17 protein-coding genes and 3 pseudogenes are annotated in these 17,148 nt (G+C 47.4%); 12 read left to right on the top strand and 8 right to left on the bottom strand.

From position 1 onward, the window contains the following. The 3 genes and pseudogenes from C7N83_RS08980 to arsC form a co-directional block, all read right to left on the bottom strand. Positions 1–138 (bottom strand): annotated as a pseudogene (locus tag C7N83_RS08980) (IS1595 family transposase); the annotation flags it as partial. After that, positions 135–479: a hypothetical protein gene (locus C7N83_RS08975; RefSeq protein WP_146135123.1), complete on the bottom strand. Its 345-nt coding sequence runs from the start codon at positions 477–479 to the stop codon at positions 135–137. The pseudogene C7N83_RS08980 and the gene C7N83_RS08975, both read right to left, overlap by 4 nt. A 142-nt stretch (positions 480–621) precedes the next feature. Then, positions 622–981, bottom strand: a complete 360-nt coding sequence (gene arsC / locus C7N83_RS08970; RefSeq protein WP_106742126.1) for an arsenate reductase (glutaredoxin) — start codon at positions 979–981, stop codon at positions 622–624. 188 nt (positions 982–1,169) lie between these two features. Here arsC and C7N83_RS08965 point away from each other — a divergent pair, with 188 nt between their 5' ends. From C7N83_RS08965 to C7N83_RS08940, 5 genes and pseudogenes are all read left to right on the top strand, one after another. After that, the gene (locus C7N83_RS08965) at positions 1,170–1,649 is read left to right on the top strand and encodes a TlpA disulfide reductase family protein (RefSeq protein WP_106742129.1); all 480 of its coding nucleotides are present in this window, start codon (positions 1,170–1,172) and stop codon (positions 1,647–1,649) included. A gap of 452 nt (positions 1,650–2,101) precedes the next feature. After that, a complete protein-coding gene (locus C7N83_RS08955; protein ID WP_106742123.1) occupies positions 2,102–2,752 on the top strand; it encodes a cell division ATP-binding protein FtsE in 651 nt (216 codons plus the stop codon). Continuing rightward, positions 2,749–3,666, top strand: a complete 918-nt coding sequence (ftsX, locus tag C7N83_RS08950) for a permease-like cell division protein FtsX (RefSeq protein ID WP_106742121.1) — start codon at positions 2,749–2,751, stop codon at positions 3,664–3,666. Before C7N83_RS08955 ends, ftsX begins: the two co-directional genes overlap by 4 nt. A 46-nt stretch (positions 3,667–3,712) precedes the next feature. Next, positions 3,713–4,321: pseudogene (locus C7N83_RS08945) on the top strand (IS1595 family transposase). A gap of 222 nt (positions 4,322–4,543) precedes the next feature. Further along, positions 4,544–5,023 carry a CinA family protein gene (locus C7N83_RS08940; RefSeq protein WP_106742120.1) on the top strand — a complete coding sequence of 160 codons (480 nt, stop codon included), beginning with the start codon at positions 4,544–4,546 and terminating at the stop codon, positions 5,021–5,023. Positions 5,024–5,101: 78 nt separating this feature from the next. On the opposite strand, the gene C7N83_RS08935 is transcribed toward C7N83_RS08940, so the two are convergent. From C7N83_RS08935 to C7N83_RS08925, 3 genes and pseudogenes are all read right to left on the bottom strand, one after another. Beyond that, positions 5,102–5,302 (bottom strand): hypothetical protein, encoded by a 201-nt coding sequence (locus C7N83_RS08935; RefSeq protein WP_106742118.1) that lies wholly within the window; start codon positions 5,300–5,302, stop codon positions 5,102–5,104. Between the two features lie 227 nt (positions 5,303–5,529). Further along, on the bottom strand, positions 5,530–5,856 hold the full coding sequence (locus tag C7N83_RS08930) for an FKBP-type peptidyl-prolyl cis-trans isomerase (protein WP_106742117.1): 327 nt from the start codon (positions 5,854–5,856) through the stop codon (positions 5,530–5,532). Between the two features lie 64 nt (positions 5,857–5,920). After that, a pseudogene (locus tag C7N83_RS08925) lies at positions 5,921–6,129 on the bottom strand (DUF2061 domain-containing protein). Positions 6,130–6,486: 357 nt separating this feature from the next. Between C7N83_RS08925 and C7N83_RS08920 the strand changes: the two are divergent. Continuing rightward, on the top strand, positions 6,487–7,437 hold the full coding sequence (locus C7N83_RS08920; RefSeq protein WP_106742115.1) for a D-2-hydroxyacid dehydrogenase: 951 nt from the start codon (positions 6,487–6,489) through the stop codon (positions 7,435–7,437). Between the two features lie 345 nt (positions 7,438–7,782). Here C7N83_RS08920 and gnd read toward each other — a convergent pair whose 3' ends face one another. Then, the gene (gnd, locus tag C7N83_RS08915) at positions 7,783–9,231 is read right to left on the bottom strand and encodes a decarboxylating NADP(+)-dependent phosphogluconate dehydrogenase (protein WP_106742113.1); all 1,449 of its coding nucleotides are present in this window, start codon (positions 9,229–9,231) and stop codon (positions 7,783–7,785) included. Between the two features lie 452 nt (positions 9,232–9,683). Between gnd and ggt the strand changes: the two genes are divergently transcribed. From ggt to C7N83_RS08895, 4 genes are all read left to right on the top strand, one after another. After that, positions 9,684–11,441, top strand: a complete 1,758-nt coding sequence (ggt, locus tag C7N83_RS08910) for a gamma-glutamyltransferase (protein WP_106742111.1) — start codon at positions 9,684–9,686, stop codon at positions 11,439–11,441. A 121-nt stretch (positions 11,442–11,562) separates the two neighbouring features. Beyond that, positions 11,563–11,700, top strand: a complete 138-nt coding sequence (locus C7N83_RS16090; protein WP_245911181.1) for a hypothetical protein — start codon at positions 11,563–11,565, stop codon at positions 11,698–11,700. 176 nt (positions 11,701–11,876) lie between these two features. Beyond that, positions 11,877–12,206 (top strand): hypothetical protein, encoded by a 330-nt coding sequence (locus C7N83_RS16085; RefSeq protein ID WP_245911180.1) that lies wholly within the window; start codon positions 11,877–11,879, stop codon positions 12,204–12,206. 281 nt (positions 12,207–12,487) lie between these two features. Further along, positions 12,488–12,805, top strand: coding sequence for a hypothetical protein (locus C7N83_RS08895; RefSeq protein ID WP_106742108.1), 318 nt, complete (start codon positions 12,488–12,490; stop codon positions 12,803–12,805). Between the two features lie 1,221 nt (positions 12,806–14,026). Here C7N83_RS08895 and lpxC read toward each other — a convergent pair. Continuing rightward, a complete protein-coding gene (gene lpxC, locus C7N83_RS08890; RefSeq protein WP_106742106.1) occupies positions 14,027–14,944 on the bottom strand; it encodes a UDP-3-O-acyl-N-acetylglucosamine deacetylase in 918 nt (305 codons plus the stop codon). 511 nt (positions 14,945–15,455) lie between these two features. Between lpxC and gap the strand changes: the two genes are divergently transcribed. After that, positions 15,456–16,460 (top strand): type I glyceraldehyde-3-phosphate dehydrogenase, encoded by a 1,005-nt coding sequence (gene gap / locus C7N83_RS08885; protein ID WP_106742104.1) that lies wholly within the window; start codon positions 15,456–15,458, stop codon positions 16,458–16,460. A gap of 183 nt (positions 16,461–16,643) precedes the next feature. Further along, a partial coding sequence (locus C7N83_RS15255) for a hypothetical protein (RefSeq protein WP_211296621.1) occupies positions 16,644–17,148 on the top strand: 505 nt, incomplete at its 3' end.

Genomic DNA, 17,148 nt, shown 5'->3' with positions numbered 1-17,148 from the left:
TGGCGGATTTTACGGTAAAACAATGCTGCCGAATCGGGGGGATGTCTAATAAATTGGCAGCTGCGCGGGCGGTAACTTCTGGTACAAAAAATTCAATGCGTTTCTTTTGTACTTTTTTGATAATTTACAGTTTGTTATCTTCCCAGAGGTGTATTCCTTAGCACAGTATACAAATCTGCATCCTCAGAAAGTACTTGTTTACCTAGTTGAAAAGAGCTCTTAATAGGGGCTAATGCGGTACTGGAGCTGTTGAAACCACCTTCTAAGGCGACACTCATACCCTGCCCGATGTACCCTAAAGAGGTCATTGTTTTGATTGCATTCTGCACAAGGTTCTCTTCGGGGTTTTTCCCTTTAGTAACATTCAAGGCTGCACCTAACAGAACCGCAAAAGGCAGCTGGTACGCCATCAACGCAGCTAAACCTACCGCACCATTACGGGCGTACTCCCTACGCAGTATCTTCTGGTGTGTCACCATTGCGTACCGCATGTACGGGAATATGTGCTTACCTACGGTGGTCTGTTCCAGAACCGTTGGTACCTCCCCTATGTGTACGTACATACTCATAATTTTTAAAGGGTAGCATAACTGCTAATCCAATACAGCCCCTTAAATTAAGTTACGCCAATAAGGCTTCGATGTTTTCCAACGGACGGCCGATCGCAGCGCGTTCGTTGCCGACCAAAATCGGCCGTTCCAACAGCGCAGGATGCTCGGCAATGGCGGCGAGCAGCGCATCATTATCAAAATCGGGTGCATTCAACCCTAATTCCTTGTATAAATCGTCTTTCACGCGCATCATGCCGCGTACATCGTCCAAATCGAGTTTGCGGAATATTTCCTTTAACGTTGCCAAATCCGGCGGCGCAGCCAGATAGTGGACGGTTTCGGCTTCAATCCCACGCGATTCCAACAAAGCCAAGGCGGCGCGCGATTTGCTGCAGCGGTTGTTGTGATACAAAGTCCATTCAGACGACATAATAATATTCCTATGGTAAATTGTTTCATTATCAACCTCATTGTTGGTTTACTCAACCATGTTATCAAACGATTGTGAATAAATCTAATTTTTGTGCAAAAATCCAACATTTTGACCTGAACCAAAACATCGGCCGTCTGAAAGGTTTACAATACGGATTTTATAATCCCATCATTCGGGTTACGACCATGAAAACATTATCCGCCCTGATTTTCGCTTCGATGACTTTTTTATCTGCAGCCGCTTTCGCCGTCGACTTGCAGCTGTGGAACAGCTCTGCGCCGCAATCACTGCAAAATCTCAAAGCCCCCGTGCGCGTGGTGAACTTATGGGCAACGTGGTGCGGTCCGTGCCGTAAGGAAATGCCGGAAATGTCGGCATGGTATAAAACGCAGCAAAAAGGCAGCGTCGATATGGTCGGTATTGCGTTGGATTCAACGGAAAACATCGGAAAATTCCTGAAATCCACGCCGGTAAGCTATCCGATTTGGCGTTATGGTGGTGCCGACAGCCGACAGTTCATGAAATCGTTCGGCAACCAAGTCGGCGTATTGCCGTTTACCGTGGTTGAAGCGCCGAAATGCGGTTTCAAACAGACCATCACCGGCGAAGTCAACGCCAAAAGCCTGTCCACCGCTTTAAAAGCCGCCCAAGCCAAGTGCAAATAATATACCTTGCCGCCGCTTCTTCAGTTTGGCATATCAGGCGCTGTCATTTTGTGTTATAAGTGGTTCATACAACAACAAACAAAGAAGAAAGAATTCAAGAATGCCGAAAGCAGGTAAATCCCGCTGTTGCAATATGCTGCCAGCCTGACAACAACCTGTGGATAATTTCGGGATAAAATCCCCAAACCTTATCCATCCTGCCGCTGCCGGTTGTGCAGCGGTTTTGCCGTCTGATGGAAAATGCGCTGAACAAATATTGTTTAAAACGGCGCAAAGCCTTTATAATCGGGCAGATCCGATTTTTCAGGCGGCCTGCGACACGGTTTGGCAACATTCTTCAGGCTAGGCTGCGTCCAAGCTTTTTCTTCTAATCAAACAGGGGAAATTTTGTGGATAATTTTTTTGAATTCCTTTATTTTCAGGCCGTCTGAAACCATTTTTCAGGAAGAGTTATGATTCGTTTCAAACAAGTTTCCAAAACCTATCCCGGCGGTTTTGAAGCCTTAAAAAACGTCAGCTTTCAAATCAACAAAGGCGAGATGATTTTCATTGCCGGCCATTCCGGCTCGGGCAAATCGACCATTCTGAAACTGATTTCAGGCATTACCAAACCGACCGAAGGCAGAGTGTGGTTTAATAAACAGGATTTGGGCGAACTGGGTGACAACCAAATCGGCTTTATGCGCCAACACATCGGCATTGTGTTCCAAGACCACAAAATCCTCTACGACCGCAACGTGTTGCAAAACGTGATTTTGCCTTTACGGATTATCGGCTACCAACCGGCCAAAGCGGAAGAACGCGCGCGCATTGCGATTGAAAAAGTCGGTTTGAAAGGCCGTGAGTCAGATATGCCTGTTTCACTGTCGGGTGGCGAGCAGCAACGCCTGTGCATCGCGCGCGCGGTAGTACACCAGCCCAGCCTGCTGATTGCCGACGAACCTTCCGCCAGCCTCGACCGCGCCTACGCGCTCGACATCATGGAATTATTCAAAACTTTCCACGAAGCAGGCACTACCGTGATTGTGGCGGCACACGATGAAACACTGATGGCGGATTACGGCCACCGCGTCATCCGCCTGCAGAAAGGACGTTTGGCATGAGTTTGATTCATTATGTTTCGCTGCACGTCGAATCGGCACACGCCGCGCTTAAACAACTAATCCGCCAGCCTGTCGGCACCTTATTAACTTTGCTCATGCTGGCGATTGCCATGACTCTGCCGCTGTTTCTCTATCTGGGTGTGCAAAGCGGGCAGAGCATTTTGGGCAAATTAAACGAATCGCCGCAGATTACTGTGTATATGGAAACCGACGCGGCCAAAGCCGACACGGATACGGTGCAGAATCTTTTGCAGCGAGATACGCGTTTAGATACCGTCCGTTTTATCAGTAAGCAAGACGGCTTGGAAGAATTGCAAGCGAATCTGGATCAAAACCTGGTGTCGATGCTGGATAAAAATCCTCTGCCCGATGTGTTTATCGTCACGCCTGATGCTGATTCTTCTCCGGCGAAAATGCAGACGATTTATAAGGATTTAGTCAAGCTGCCGATGGTGGAATCAGCCACAATGGATACAGAATGGGTGCATACCCTGTATCAAATCAATGAGTTTATCCACAAAATTTTGTGGTTTTTAGCGATTACCCTGAGCATGGCGTTTATCTTGGTGGCACACAACACCATCCGCCTGCAAATATTAAGCCGCAAGGAGGAAATTGAAATCACCAAACTTTTGGGTGCGCCCGCTTCGTTTATCCGCCGCCCGTTTCTGTATCAAGCCGTATGGCAGAGCCTGTTTTCCGCCGCCGTAAGCTTGGGCTTGTGCGCATGGCTGCTCAATACCGTGCGGCCGATGGCTGATTCGATTTTCAAACCCTACGGCCTCAACATCGGCTGGCGTTTCTTCAATGGCAGCGAAATCATGCTTGTATTGGGATTTGTGGTTGCGCTGGGCGTATTCGGCGCATGGCTCGCCACCACGCAGCATTTGCTCGGCTTTAAAGCGAAAAAATAAGGGGCTTAGGAAGCAAACTCATAAAACTTTATGGTAAGCTTCTGATATCTATATTAAAAACAAGTACCCAAAGCCCGGTAAACTTTCCGGGCAGAAATTCCGGCAAATATTACGCCTTTCTGCCTCAGGTTTGACTGCTTCCGACACAGCCGGATTAACGGCAGCCAGTGTCCGAAGTGCCAACAACCCGTTCCCCAAACTGCGGCACCGTATTGCTGACGAATGTGGGAAGCAAACCCCATTTTCAGAATTCCGGTGCCAGACGCATCTGTGGCAAACAGGCTTGGGGAGCCGGTGGAAAAACCACCGTATTGGGCATATTGAAGCGTCCCGGTGCTTCAAAAGCCATGCTGCAAAAGGTTATCCGGGGCCATCTCCCTATCAAACGGTGGCCGGCGTGGTTCTGGTTGATATGGGCTGTGAAAAACACTTCCGTGTCCGTCACGCAGGTAACGAGTTTGCCGGAGGGGTTCGGCATATCAGCGGAATGGGGTCATTTTGGGCTTATGCAAAAAACAGGACGGTTGAATTTAACGGCGTATCCGGACGGACGTTTTATTGGCACCTGGAAGAAACGGGTTTCCGCTTTAATCACAGACATGATGACCTGTATGTAATTTTGTTGGAAATGTCACGGAATATGCCTTTGGATTAGATTTGATTCCTGAGCCCCATAATAAAATGTTTCAGACAGCCTGTGGATAACGCAGGCTGTTTTTTCAGGCCGTCTGAAATAGGGTGAAATCACGGTAACTGGCATGTTTGCGTTTCATTTTCGAAACAGCATACAATCTTTCTTTTCAGACAGCCAGAGACCTTTGTAAAACCAGGCTGTTATCATAAATCTATAATCCGTTATTCCTGAAAGGAACCCTTCATGACGGCACTTCAAACCATCGCACAACATTTATCCAAACACCGTCAAACCGTCACCAGCGCGGAATCCTGTACCGGCGGCTTATTGTCGGCGGCGTTTACCGGCGTTTCCGGCAGCTCGCAATGGTTTCATCAAAGCTTCGTGACCTACAGCAACCAAGCCAAACAAAACACCTTGGGCGTGATAGCCGACACGTTATTGAAACACGGCGCGGTCAGCCGGGAAACAGTATATGAAATGGCACGCGGTGCAAAAGCAGTAGCGCAGGCCGATTATGCGCTGAGTATTTCCGGCATTGCAGGGCCTAACGGCGGCAGTAAGGATAAACCTGTCGGCACGGTATGGTTCGGCTTGGCTACGCCTGTGGAACATATCGAATGTTCGGCTTTGTTTGAAGGCGGCAGAGAAAACGTGCGCCGCCAAGCGGTTGGCTTTGCCCTAAACCTGTTGGCCGGACATTTAACCCCCCGACATCCCTGATTGACGGATTCGTATAATGACAAAGGCCGTCTGAAACGTTCAGACAGCCTTTGTCACATACAGCTAATCTGTCAAAGATTATTGTGGGACACTGGCCGCGCTGGCAGCCACATCGGAAGCAGCGGTGTTCTCCTCCACAACTTCTTCAAATACAACAGGCGCAGAAGCTTGTCTGGTTTGAACTTCGACCGCAGTAGTTTCGGCTTCTTTTTCTGCCTGGGCTGCCAATACGGTTGCCGACAAAGTAACAGCAGTCAATAAAGCAACAAGTTTTTTCATAGAAATTTCCTTCTTTCTTTATGATTTTGAAACACAGTATCAAAATGATACGGTTTTTATAAGAAGTTTCCTGTTTATAAAAGTTCATAAAATTTGATAATTTTAACTTTTAAATTCAATATCATAATATGTTTATGTCTTAATTTTATTCATATAAAAATAAAAAAGGCTGTCTGAAAAAGGCAACCTACCTTTTTCAAACGGCCTTTTATTTTATAAATAACTATTTATCCGTGTACTTTTAAAAGCTCCACTTCAAAAATCAACGTAGCATGCGGCGGAATCACACCACCTGCACCACGCACGCCGTAACCCTTTTCAGGAGGAATGGTTAATTTGCGTTTACCGTTTTCTTTCATCCCACCAAAACCTTCGTCCCAGCCCCGAATCACTTGACCGACACCCAAAACAATGGTCAAAGGCTTGCCACGGTCGATGCTGGAATCAAATTTGGTACCGTTTTCCAGCCAACCGGTGTAATGTACGGTAATCTCTTTGCCTTTGACGGTTTCTTTGCCGCTGCCGACTTTGATGTCTTCAATAATCAAGCTCATGCTGTTTCCTTCATTGCGTTGGATAGGGGAGAGTTTGGCTTAACACATTTTCCGCACATCGACATCAATACACTGATGCCTCGGTAACAACATCTCTTGCTTTTTTACACTCATAGCGGTTCCAAGCTTTTTCATGGAAATAAACACCATGATATTTACCATCGGCTCAGTCAGTGCCACCGCGTTGGAAATGCCGATACTGCCGGTCAGGATATACGCGACACTGAAGGCCGTGCCGAAATGGAACATTGCAAAGGTAATGGTTTTAATCATAATATTGTCCTCCAAGGCCGTCTGAAACCCGACCTATGATTATCAGGGCATGTCCTCATTTCATCATACGGCCGCTTTCCGGCATAAAAGCACACCTGCTGCGTTGAAAAAAATGCACGCAATATACCCACCTCGCCGTGCCGACCGGTTTGATTGGCGCGGCGTGTAAAACTGTTCTCTCTCTTTAAGTATTGCCTGGTATATGCACTTTTCTACTCGAAAATATGCAGCACAGACAAAATGAGGGCGCACCCTAAAAAATGAATAATAACGATTCGGAAATCATGCGTATAGTTAGGTATTCTATTTAATTATAGGTAAAATAAATAGTTATTACTTTTATAATAAGGAAATTATATGAAACTGCTCAAAATCGTCATGCTCGACCGCGCCACGCTGCCAGAACGCAACATTACCTTTGATTTTCCACATGAATTGATTTGCTATGATGCCACCGAGCCGCATGAAGCTTTAACGCGTATTGACGGTGCCGACATCGTGATGACCAACAAAGTAGTGGTGTCTGCTGAAGCTATCGCGCAAAATCCACAGCTCAAGCTGATTGCTGTGGCCGCCACCGGTGTGAACAATGTCGATATTTCAGCGGCCAAACAAGCCGGTGTGGCGGTGTCCAATGTGCGCGCTTACGGCAACGAATCGGTGGCAGAACACGCCTTTATGCTGATGATTGCCTTGATACGCAACCTGCCTGCCTATCAACGCGATGTAGACGCCGGTTTATGGGAACAATCGCCGTTTTTCTGTCATTACGGTGCGCCGATGCGCGATTTAAACGGCAAAACACTGGCGATTTTCGGGAGAGGCAACATCGGTCAAACTTTGGCGCATTATGCCGAAGCCTTCAATATGAACGTGGTTTTCGGCGAACACAAACATGCCGAAACAGTGCGCGAAGGTTATGTCTCGTTTGATGAAGCGGTTCAGACGGCCGATGTAGTTTCTCTGCATTGTCCCTTAACCGAACACACCGCCAATATGATTGGCGAAACCGAACTGAAACAAATGAAGGCCGGGGCAATTCTGATTAACTGCGGACGCGGCGGCCTGGTCGACGAAACAGCCTTGGTAACGGCATTGAAATACGGCCGAATCGGCGGAGCAGGGTTCGACGTGTTGACCGAAGAGCCGCCGCGTAACGGCAATCCTTTGCTCAAAGCGCGTTTACCAAATCTGATTGCCACACCGCATATAGCTTGGGCAAGCCGCGAAGCCATCAACCGTCTGTTTGATATCCTGCTGGATAATGTGGATAAGTTTGTCAAAGGGCAACCACAGAATCTGGTGTAAACTTGACCTAATTATCCACATGAATCAAACCGCGTTCTGCTTGGCTTTTATACGGAAAAGGTTGTCTGAACCGTAAAACACATCTTGAAATTTTGTGGATAATTTTGTGAATAATATCAAAAGGCCGTCTGAATGTTTCAGACGACCTTTTATTTTTTACTGATTATTCAAAATGATAGCTTTATAATTTTATCTATTGACTTTTATATTTAATGTGGAAAAATTTATAACAATACCAATAATAAAGGCCGTCTGAAATACTTTCGTGTTTCAGACGGCCTGTCTTAAATAAGTAACACGCCGATACGGATCAGCTTATGCAACTTTTCAATTATCTGCAAGGGACTAAATATCGTAAGTGGTTGACGCGGTATCACCGCCGGTGCCGGTCCAGTTGGTGTGGAAAAACTCACCGCGCGGACGGTCAGTACGCTCATAAGTGTGTGCACCGAAGTAATCACGCTGCGCCTGCAGCAGATTGGCCGGTAAACGTTCGGTGGTGTAGCCGTCCAAGAAGGTAATGGCTGAAGCCATACACGGCATGGCAATACCGCTTTCAATGGCTTTAGCTACCACTTTGCGCCATGCCGGCAGACAGCTTTCCAAGACGCCTTTAAAGTACGGATCCGAACCCAAGAACACCAAATCGGGATTGGTTTCGTAGGCATCCCGGATATTGCCCAAGAATGCGCTGCGGATAATGCAACCTTCACGCCACAGCAAAGCAGTGTTGCCGTAGTTCAAACCCCAATGATTGGTTTCACTGGCTTCGCGAATCAACATAAAGCCTTGTGCATAAGAAATGATTTTCGAAGCCAGTAAGGCTTGGCGCAAGGCATCGACCCATTCGGTTTTGCCACCGCCGATAGGGGTAATGGTTTTGCCGAACAATGCACCGGCTCGGACGCGTTGTTCTTTAAATGCCGACACGCAGCGGGCGAATACTGCTTCGGAAATCAGTGTCAACGGAATACCCAAATCCAAAGCGTTAATGCCAGTCCATTTACCGGTACCTTTTTGACCGGCAGTATCCAGAATTTTTTCAACCAGAGGTTCACCGTTTTCATCTTTATAGCCTAGAATATCCGCTGTTATTTCAACCAGATATGAATCCAGCTCGGTTTGGTTCCACGCGCTGAAAATGTCGTGCATTTCGTTATAAGACAAACCTAAGCCGTCTTTCATGAATTGGTAGGCTTCGCAAATCAACTGCATGTCGCCGTACTCGATGCCGTTGTGCACCATTTTCACAAAGTGACCGGCACCATCACGACCAACCCAATCACAGCATGGCTCACCTTCAGGTGTTTTCGCGGCGATGGCTTGGAAAATCGGTTTCACTTCCGTCCATGCGCTTTCATGGCCGCCCGGCATGATGGAAGGGCCGTTGCGCGCTCCTTCTTCACCGCCCGATACACCTGCACCGATGAAACGGATACCTTTGGCCGCCAGCTCGTGCGTGCGGCGGGTAGAGTCGGGATAATTGGCGTTGCCGCCATCAATAATGATGTCACCTTGATCCAATAAAGGCACCAATTGTTCGATAAAATCATCTACCACTGTACCTGCACGCACCATCATCATGATTTTTCTCGGTTTTTCTAATTTATTGACCAAATCTTGTAAAGAATAAGCACCGATAATTTCAGTACCTTTGGCTGCACCGTTTAAAAAATCATCTACTTTACTGGTGGTGCGGTTGAATGCTACCACTTTAAAACCATGGTCGTTCATGTTCAAAATCAGGTTTTGCCCCATGACAGCCAAACCAATGACACCGATGTCACCTTTCATTGAGGGAAGCTCCATTATTAATTTATCAGGTATTACTCTACCTTATTTACAGTGATTTAACAATCCTTAACTCTTTAATTTTTTGAAAAGATAGTTTAACACTTTTTCTTAGCGGCAATGCCGTAAACAGAAACAATAATTAAAATATAAAATATAAAAAGATTATGATTATGAGCAGGCAACAAGCTTGTGTATAACTTTTATCCTTTCTATTTTTCAAAAACTTATCTTGGAACAAACTGTAGGGATAAAACAGCTTGCGGAATGTTGACGAATGTGGATAATTTTTTGGTTTTCAGACGGTTTGTGAATAAATGGTGGCTTACTGACAGGCTTATGCCAACTTATTCTTGGAAAACCCCAACACTTTCGGATATAGTTGGTCTATTCAGCGGTTGTATTCCCGCCGACGGCTAATCGGGCCGTCTGAAACATTAAATGAGGAGCATTGAATGAAATCAACTTGGACATTAAACATTCTGGCTACTTTGGTCTTGGCCGCCTGCGCGCAATCTTCCGAACCGAAGCTACCGGTTGTTTCGGCTGACACCCACGCGCCGGAACAAGGCACGGGTTTGACTGAGCAGAAATTGGTACATGCCAAAAAATTTATGGCGGCTTCCGCCAATCCGTTGGCGACCGAAGCCGGTTATGAAATTTTGAAACGCGGCGGCAGTGCGATTGACGCAATGATTGCTATGCAAACCACTTTGAGCCTGACCGAGCCGCAATCTTCCGGCTTGGGCGGCGGCGCGTTTTTGGTGTATTGGGACAATAAAGCCAAAAAACTCACCACCTTCGATGCGCGAGAAACTGCACCGAAATCGGCCACACCGGAATTATTCTTGGATGAAAACGGCAAACCGCTGGCTTTTATGAAAGCCGTGGTTGGCGGTCGTTCGGTCGGCGTGCCGGGCATTCCGAAGCTGTTGGAAGATACCCATAAGCGATACGGCAAATTGCCGTGGCAAAGTCTGTTTGACAAGCCGGTTCAGTTGGCCGAGCAAGGTTTTGCCGTGTCGCCGCGCATGTCGCAATCCATCAAACAAAACAAAGAATCGCTGCAGCGTTATCCGCAAACTGCCGCTTACTTTTTGCCTAATGGCACACCGTTAGCTGCCGGTACGGTGTTGAAAAACCCTGAATTTGCCCGGTCGGTAAAGTTATTGGCTACACAGGGCAGCGCACCGTTTTACAAAGGCAAACCGGCGCAAAATATGGTGAACACCATCACCGGAGCAACAGACAATCCGGGTAAAATCACGCTGGCGGACTTTAAAAACTACCGTGTTATCGAGCGCACACCGGTATGTGCGCCGTATCGTGAATACGAAGTGTGCGGTATGGGTGCGCCAAGTTCGGGCGGCATTGCTCTAGGCCAGATTTTAGGCATTTTGCAGACGCAAGACATGAAAACGCTGGGCGCGGAAAATATCCACAGCTGGCGCTGGATCGGCGATGCCTCACGCGTGGCCTTTGCCGACCGCGATTACTATGTGGCCGATCCGGATTTTGTGACCGTACCGACCAAAGCCATGATCAGCAAGTCTTATCTGAATGGCCGCGCCCGAGAAATCCGCGCCACCGACAAAGCCCTGCCGCAAATCAATGCCGGTAAATTGAGCAACCAATTCGCAGCTGGCAAACCGGTCGAACTGCCTTCAACCAGCCACATTGTAGTTGTGGATAAAGAAGGCAACGTGGTATCCATGACCACATCGATTGAAAACGCATTCGGTTCTACCTTGATGGCCAACGGCTATCTGCTGAACAACGAATTGACCGACTTCGCCTTCAATCCGGGCAATGCCGAGGGCAAAGTAGTGGCCAACAGTGTGGCCAGTGGCAAACGTCCGCGCTCTTCTATGACGCCGACCATTGTGATGAAAAACGGCAGGCCTTACATGGCGGTCGGTTCACCGGGCGGGAGCCGCATTATCGGTTATGTGGCCAAAACGTTGGTTGCCCACATCGACTGGGGCATGGACATTCAAACGGCCATTTCCCTGCCGAACATGCTCAACCGCGGCAGCGTATATGAAATCGAACAAGACACCTCTGCCACTGCCCGCACGCCGCAACTGGAAAAACTGGGCTATAAAGTGCAGGTGCGCGATTTAAATTCGGGCGTGCAGGGGATTGTCATCGGCAAAGACGGTTTGCAAGGCGGTGCCGACCCGCGCAGGGAAGGAAAAGTGATGGGGGATTGATGGTCTGATTATAGGATTCAGGCAGTTTGAAAATTTTCTCAGTATACAAAAAACGACAGCAGCCGGAACGTTTGTCTTTTTCAGACAGCCTGAATATTCGTCCGCCAAACAAAGGATTGTGATGAAAGCATTTATCCCCCTTATAACCGCCGCCGGACTGACTTCCTGCGGCGGAACGGAGAACACGATGAGTATCCAACAACAGACGGAACAGCGTTTCAAAGAGAATCCGCATCCGAAAGAAGCCTGCCGCATTTAAGATTCAAGTCAATGATGCACCGGGACCGTTGAAATTAGTTCATGATATGAGTGTGGGTTATAAAGCAGAAAATTGTTCCTATCTGATAACCGGTAAGGTGATTAGGGGCAACAGCCCATCCGGAAAAACAGCTGACACTGCCGATCCGGCAGACAGGAAATGACGAATATGAAGTTGTGGTCTATCTGGACGCGATGGAGGATGAGGATTATTTCGGAGAAGGCATCTGCCGTTGGAAAGTAATGGGGTTCGGTACCTTGTTTAAGGCAACAGGGAAAGCGGAGGAAACGGGGTTTAATGTCAGTGATATGATGCAGACCTTATTGGCGCAAAAAACATTGACTAAGTATTATCAGAAAAGAGGCTATCCATATTATAGAAATGTTGACGGTTCGCCAATTGAAAATCATGATATTTCTGATTTCGGCGAAAATGCCATTACTGATTATGGGACAGCCCTGCAAAAAGATCTGTTCTCCATTACCCTGACGGCAGAGGAGCTTTGATATGGCGGAATTACACCGGCAGTAGTATGCAGACCTCGCCGCAGATGCTTATAAAGAGAGAGTTCCCGGTGATGAAACCATTTCCATCGGTGGCCATCAGTATAAGGTTTTGGCGGTTCACAGCAGCGCAAAGACAGGCTATCAGGAAACGGTTTATGATGTCAAAACCCGTGAAATCATTGCCGCCCACCGCTGTACGGAACCACCTGTCAAAGACTTTGTGGATGCCAAAACCGATGCGCTGATGGTGTTGGAACGCACTTATCGGTGCAGGCAGATTGTTGTCGGCGCATTCTGCCAACAATTTTACCGGCAGCCGTTCCATTTTATCGGAACCTGCCTACGGCAATGCCCGCCGGCTGGGCGACGACAATAAAAATATGATTGAAGACTATCGCGGCGATGTTGGGTATATGCGGGGCGGTTTGCACAAACTGAAACAAAATGTTGACGATTCTAAAGGGATGTACCGCAAAATTCGTGAGGAAATCGATAAAGACCCCAACAATATGTCTTACGGCAACCATCTGCAACCGGCTTTTCTGCTCGGCCGGGCGCTCGATCTTTCGCAGCTGCTCAATCCCGGGGCATCTGAATGAAGAATTTATTGATTATGCTTTTGCCGCTCTGCTTTCAGACAACCTTGAAAGCAGTTTGGTTCTCGAAAGTATGTTGGATTTGGAGCAGGCCAAACAGTTTGGGCGGGACGCTTTAAAAGAGGACAGGGTAAATGGACAGAGACAGTAAAATCGACAATTTGATAAAAAAATTCTTTTGTTGCAGGGAAAAACCGAACAATGGTAGAAAACAATCAGCACGGAACAGTGGAAATCGAAAACAGCGCTGGATGAGGCGGAGCACTCTCTGAAAAATACGGCACTCAATATTAAAGAATTGGCTGCGTCCAAAGTATCTGAAGCGGTAGCCAGGCCGTTGGAAGTATTCGGATCGGATGTGGAAAAGCTTTGCGGTGAATTTTCGGCAATCACCGAGCGGGTAGACCGTCAGTAGAAAGCGCCGGAAAAACGGCAGAAGGTGTTTCTGCCGCTGACGGATTTCGGGTTTCAGACGGCATGGGAAAAACTTGTACTCATTTTTAAGTCAAACGGCAATAGCCGGTTCAGAAATACCATGACACCGAACCTGCGGCCGAAGGATGGTATTGGCGGCAGTCTTTTCCGACTGAATGGGCTTTGAAAGGGCCTGTTTGGTTTTACGGCGGATGGTTTTCCCGTTGCGGTGGTGACGCTGCGCCGGTTGCGGACAGGTCTGCCTGCCGTGGGTGTATCCGTATGCGGGCAGCCCGGGGGATGCGGGTTTTGGGGTGGGGAGATACGTGTTACACAGGGGACATTTATATCTTTGCCTGCCGTTTTTACAGCAGTTCTTCATTTATCTAACCTGATGAATTTCCCTTTCACATTCGCACAAATTCCACCGTCACTACAGCGGCCCAACCTTCCGTTATCCACAGCCTGATTAATCTCCTGAATCCATTCCGAACGGACAACTTCCTGTTTTACCTGCATCATCATCCACAGCGCAGAACCAATACCGCTAAAGCCGTCATTCCCGCGCAGGCGGGAATGACGGCATTTGGATATTTCTGTGCCCGTTATTTAGTAAAACAGCTATAGAGGGGAAATTCACTGAATTAAAGACCAAAACCCGATGCCCTCCGGGCTTGGGAAGAGGGGGTAAGATTATATTTGTCAGAAGATATTTTAGTAGCCAGGAAAAGGCCGTCTGAATGGTGTTAAAACGAAATTCAAGATTTCTATAACATCCGTTCAGACGGCTTTTTTTATTCATAATATGAATCAAGCTGCGCTGGGTAATTCATGGAATGCGCCCGGCAAATCATCTTCGTGGCTGAATTCTATCCATTCATAGTTGTCTTCATCGGCTAAAATCGTGCGCAGTAAGGCATTGTTGATGGCATGGCCGGATTTGTAGCCTTCGAATGCGCCGATAATCGGATGGCCGATGATATACAAATCGCCGATGGCATCGAGGATTTTGTGACGCACGAATTCATCAGGATAGCGTAAACCTTCGGGATTTAAGATATCCACATCGTCAATCACGATGGCATTGGTCAGGTTGCCGCCCAAGCCGAGATTGTGAGCGCGCATGAGTTCGACTTCCTCCATAAAGCCAAAGGTTCGGGCGCGGGCGATTTCATCCACATACGATTTACCGGCGAAATCGATTTCAAAAGTCGGGGTGCTGCGGTTAAACACGGGATGGTCGAATTCGATGGTTAACGCGACTTTAAAGCCGTCGTAAGGGCTGAAACGCACCCATTTGCCGGTTTCTTTCACTTCTACCGGTTTTAAAATGCGCAGGAAACGTTTTTGTGCTTTTTGATCAACAATTCCGGCATCTTGCAAAAGATAGATAAAAGGCAGGCTCGAGCCATCCATAATCGGAATTTCAGGCGCATTGAGTTCGATTAAGGTATTATCCACACCGTAGGCTGACAGCGCAGACATGATGTGTTCGATGGTACCGACGCGCACGCCGTTTTCAGTGACGACGGTGGAAGACAGGCGGGTATCGTTGATTAGGTAAGGCGTGAGTTTGATGATTTCGCCCTGTTCGCCGCTCAAATCAGTACGGCGGAACGAAATACCGCTGTTTTCCGGTGTAGGATGCAAAGTCAACGCAACACGTTCGCCCGAATGCAGGCCGACGCCGGTGACACTGATGGATTTGGCAAGCGTTCTTTGCAACATAATGGCTCTCCGATATTCAATATGCTGATAATACGATAAAAATGAATCAACCAGCCATCATTTTTAATAGTATTTACTTATGATTTCATTAAATCTCCCAGGCTGTCTGAAAATAACGGACAGCAGGCGGAGTAAAGATGCAGTTATCCACAGATTTGGAATACTGCCATTTGATTATCCATTTTTATGATGCTGAACCGGGTCAAGTTAAGTACAAAGGAGCATAAATAATATCATCTTGTTTTAAAATTGATTTATTTGATTATCCACAGTAAAATCAGAATATTATCCAAATCATCTTTTTATTTTAATAGGATTGAATTATTGTAATGTATCATCTTTTATGTTCTGTTTTGTCAATAAGATTTTCTTCAAACGGTCATATTTGATGGTTTCTTTATTTAAATCAAACACTTTTAAAGTAATGAAATGTAATCGTAGGTAGTAGTTTTATTTCACGGTACAATGAAACCATTAAAATTTTCCCTTTCTATGATAGGAGTACACATATATGAGCATTAAAGTTGCGATTAACGGTTTCGGCCGCATCGGTCGTTTGGCTTTGCGTCAGATTGTTAAAGCTGAAGGTATTGAAGTGGTGGCGGTCAACGATTTGACCCCTGCTGATATGTTGCTGCACCTGTTTAAATACGACAGTACCCAGGGCCGTTTTCAAGGGGCTGCCGAATTGAAAGGCGACACAATTGTGGTCAACAGCAAAGAAATCAAAGTATTTGCCAATCCGAATCCTGAAGAATTGCCTTGGGGTGAATTAGGAGTGGACGTGGTATTGGAATGTACCGGTTTCTTTACCAGCAATGAAAAATGCCAAGCACACATTCGTGCCGGTGCGCGTAAAGTAGTGATTTCTGCGCCGGGCGGCAATGACGTGAAAACCGTGGTATTCGGTGTGAACGAATCGGTATTGGACGGCAGCGAAACCGTAATTTCCGCTGCTTCCTGCACCACCAACTGCCTGGCGCCCATGGCTGCCGTGCTGCAAAAAGAATTCGGTGTGGTGGAGGGCCTGATGACTACCATTCACGCCTACACCGGCGACCAAAATACCTTGGACGCACCACACCGCAAAGGTGACAAACGCCGTGCCCGTGCCGCTGCCATCAATATCGTGCCGAACAGCACCGGTGCAGCCAAAGCCATCGGCTTGGTGATTCCGGAATTGAACGGCAAATTGGACGGTTCGGCCCAGCGTGTACCGGTAGCTACCGGCTCTCTGACCGAATTGGTTTCCGTATTGGAACGCAATGTGACCAAAGAAGAAATCAATACGGCAATGAAAGCGGCAGCCAGTGAATCTTACGGCTATACTGAAGATGAAATCGTATCGTCTGATGTGGTGGGTATTGAATTCGGTTCGTTGTTTGACGCAACCCAAACCCGTGTGATGACCGTCGGAGACAAACAATTGGTGAAAACCGTGGCTTGGTACGATAATGAAATGTCTTACACCTGCCAATTGGTACGCACTTTAGAATATTTTGCCACTAAAATTTAATTAGTTTAGATATTGAAAAAAGGCCGTCTGAAGGTTTAAAGATTCAAACTGCCCCCCCCCCAACCCTTGGGCAAGTTAAGAATGTTTCTCAAACAGCCTTTTCAAGCCGGGTTCTGCAGGCAACGGGGCTCAGCTTTTTTAAGTCCAGACTCAAGCGTTCATGATTGCAGTATGTAATCATTTATGATCGTTGCCGGCAGCGCACCGTCTTCATCGAAGCTTTCCGTTTTCAATGTGCCGGAAAAGCCCTATCGGCGCATTGCTCCGGCAATGATGGCTGTTTTACTAAATAACGGGCACAGAAACCGCCAAATGCCGTCATTCCCGTGTAAGCGGGAATCCGGTTCTGCCGGTACAGAAACCTGTAAAAAATTACTGGAAACCAACGTTCCGGATTCCCGTCTGCACAGGAATGACGGGTTTCAGGTTTCAGACGGCATGGGGGAATCCGTACTCATTTTTAAGTCAAACAGCTATATCTTTCCCAGCCGGTTCCGCCTGATAACCTCCCGTCCGATAAAGTACCCCCCCGGTCAGCGAGGCTGCCCCTTTGCCTTATCAGGCATTTGCACGAGCATTTTACCGTCCGGTCTGCGACCCGAAGAACAGGCCGCAATCCCGCGGTTGGACACAATATCGGCGGCAGGTACGGTTTGCCGTCCGTACATTCAAACCCGGCCACACCGGC

Origin of the sequence: Neisseria iguanae (assembly GCF_003013245.1) — a bacterium.
GTDB lineage: Bacteria > Pseudomonadota > Gammaproteobacteria > Burkholderiales > Neisseriaceae > Neisseria > Neisseria iguanae.
Note: the sequence above shows the minus strand (reverse complement) of the source record. Positions and strands in the feature narration are given on the sequence as shown.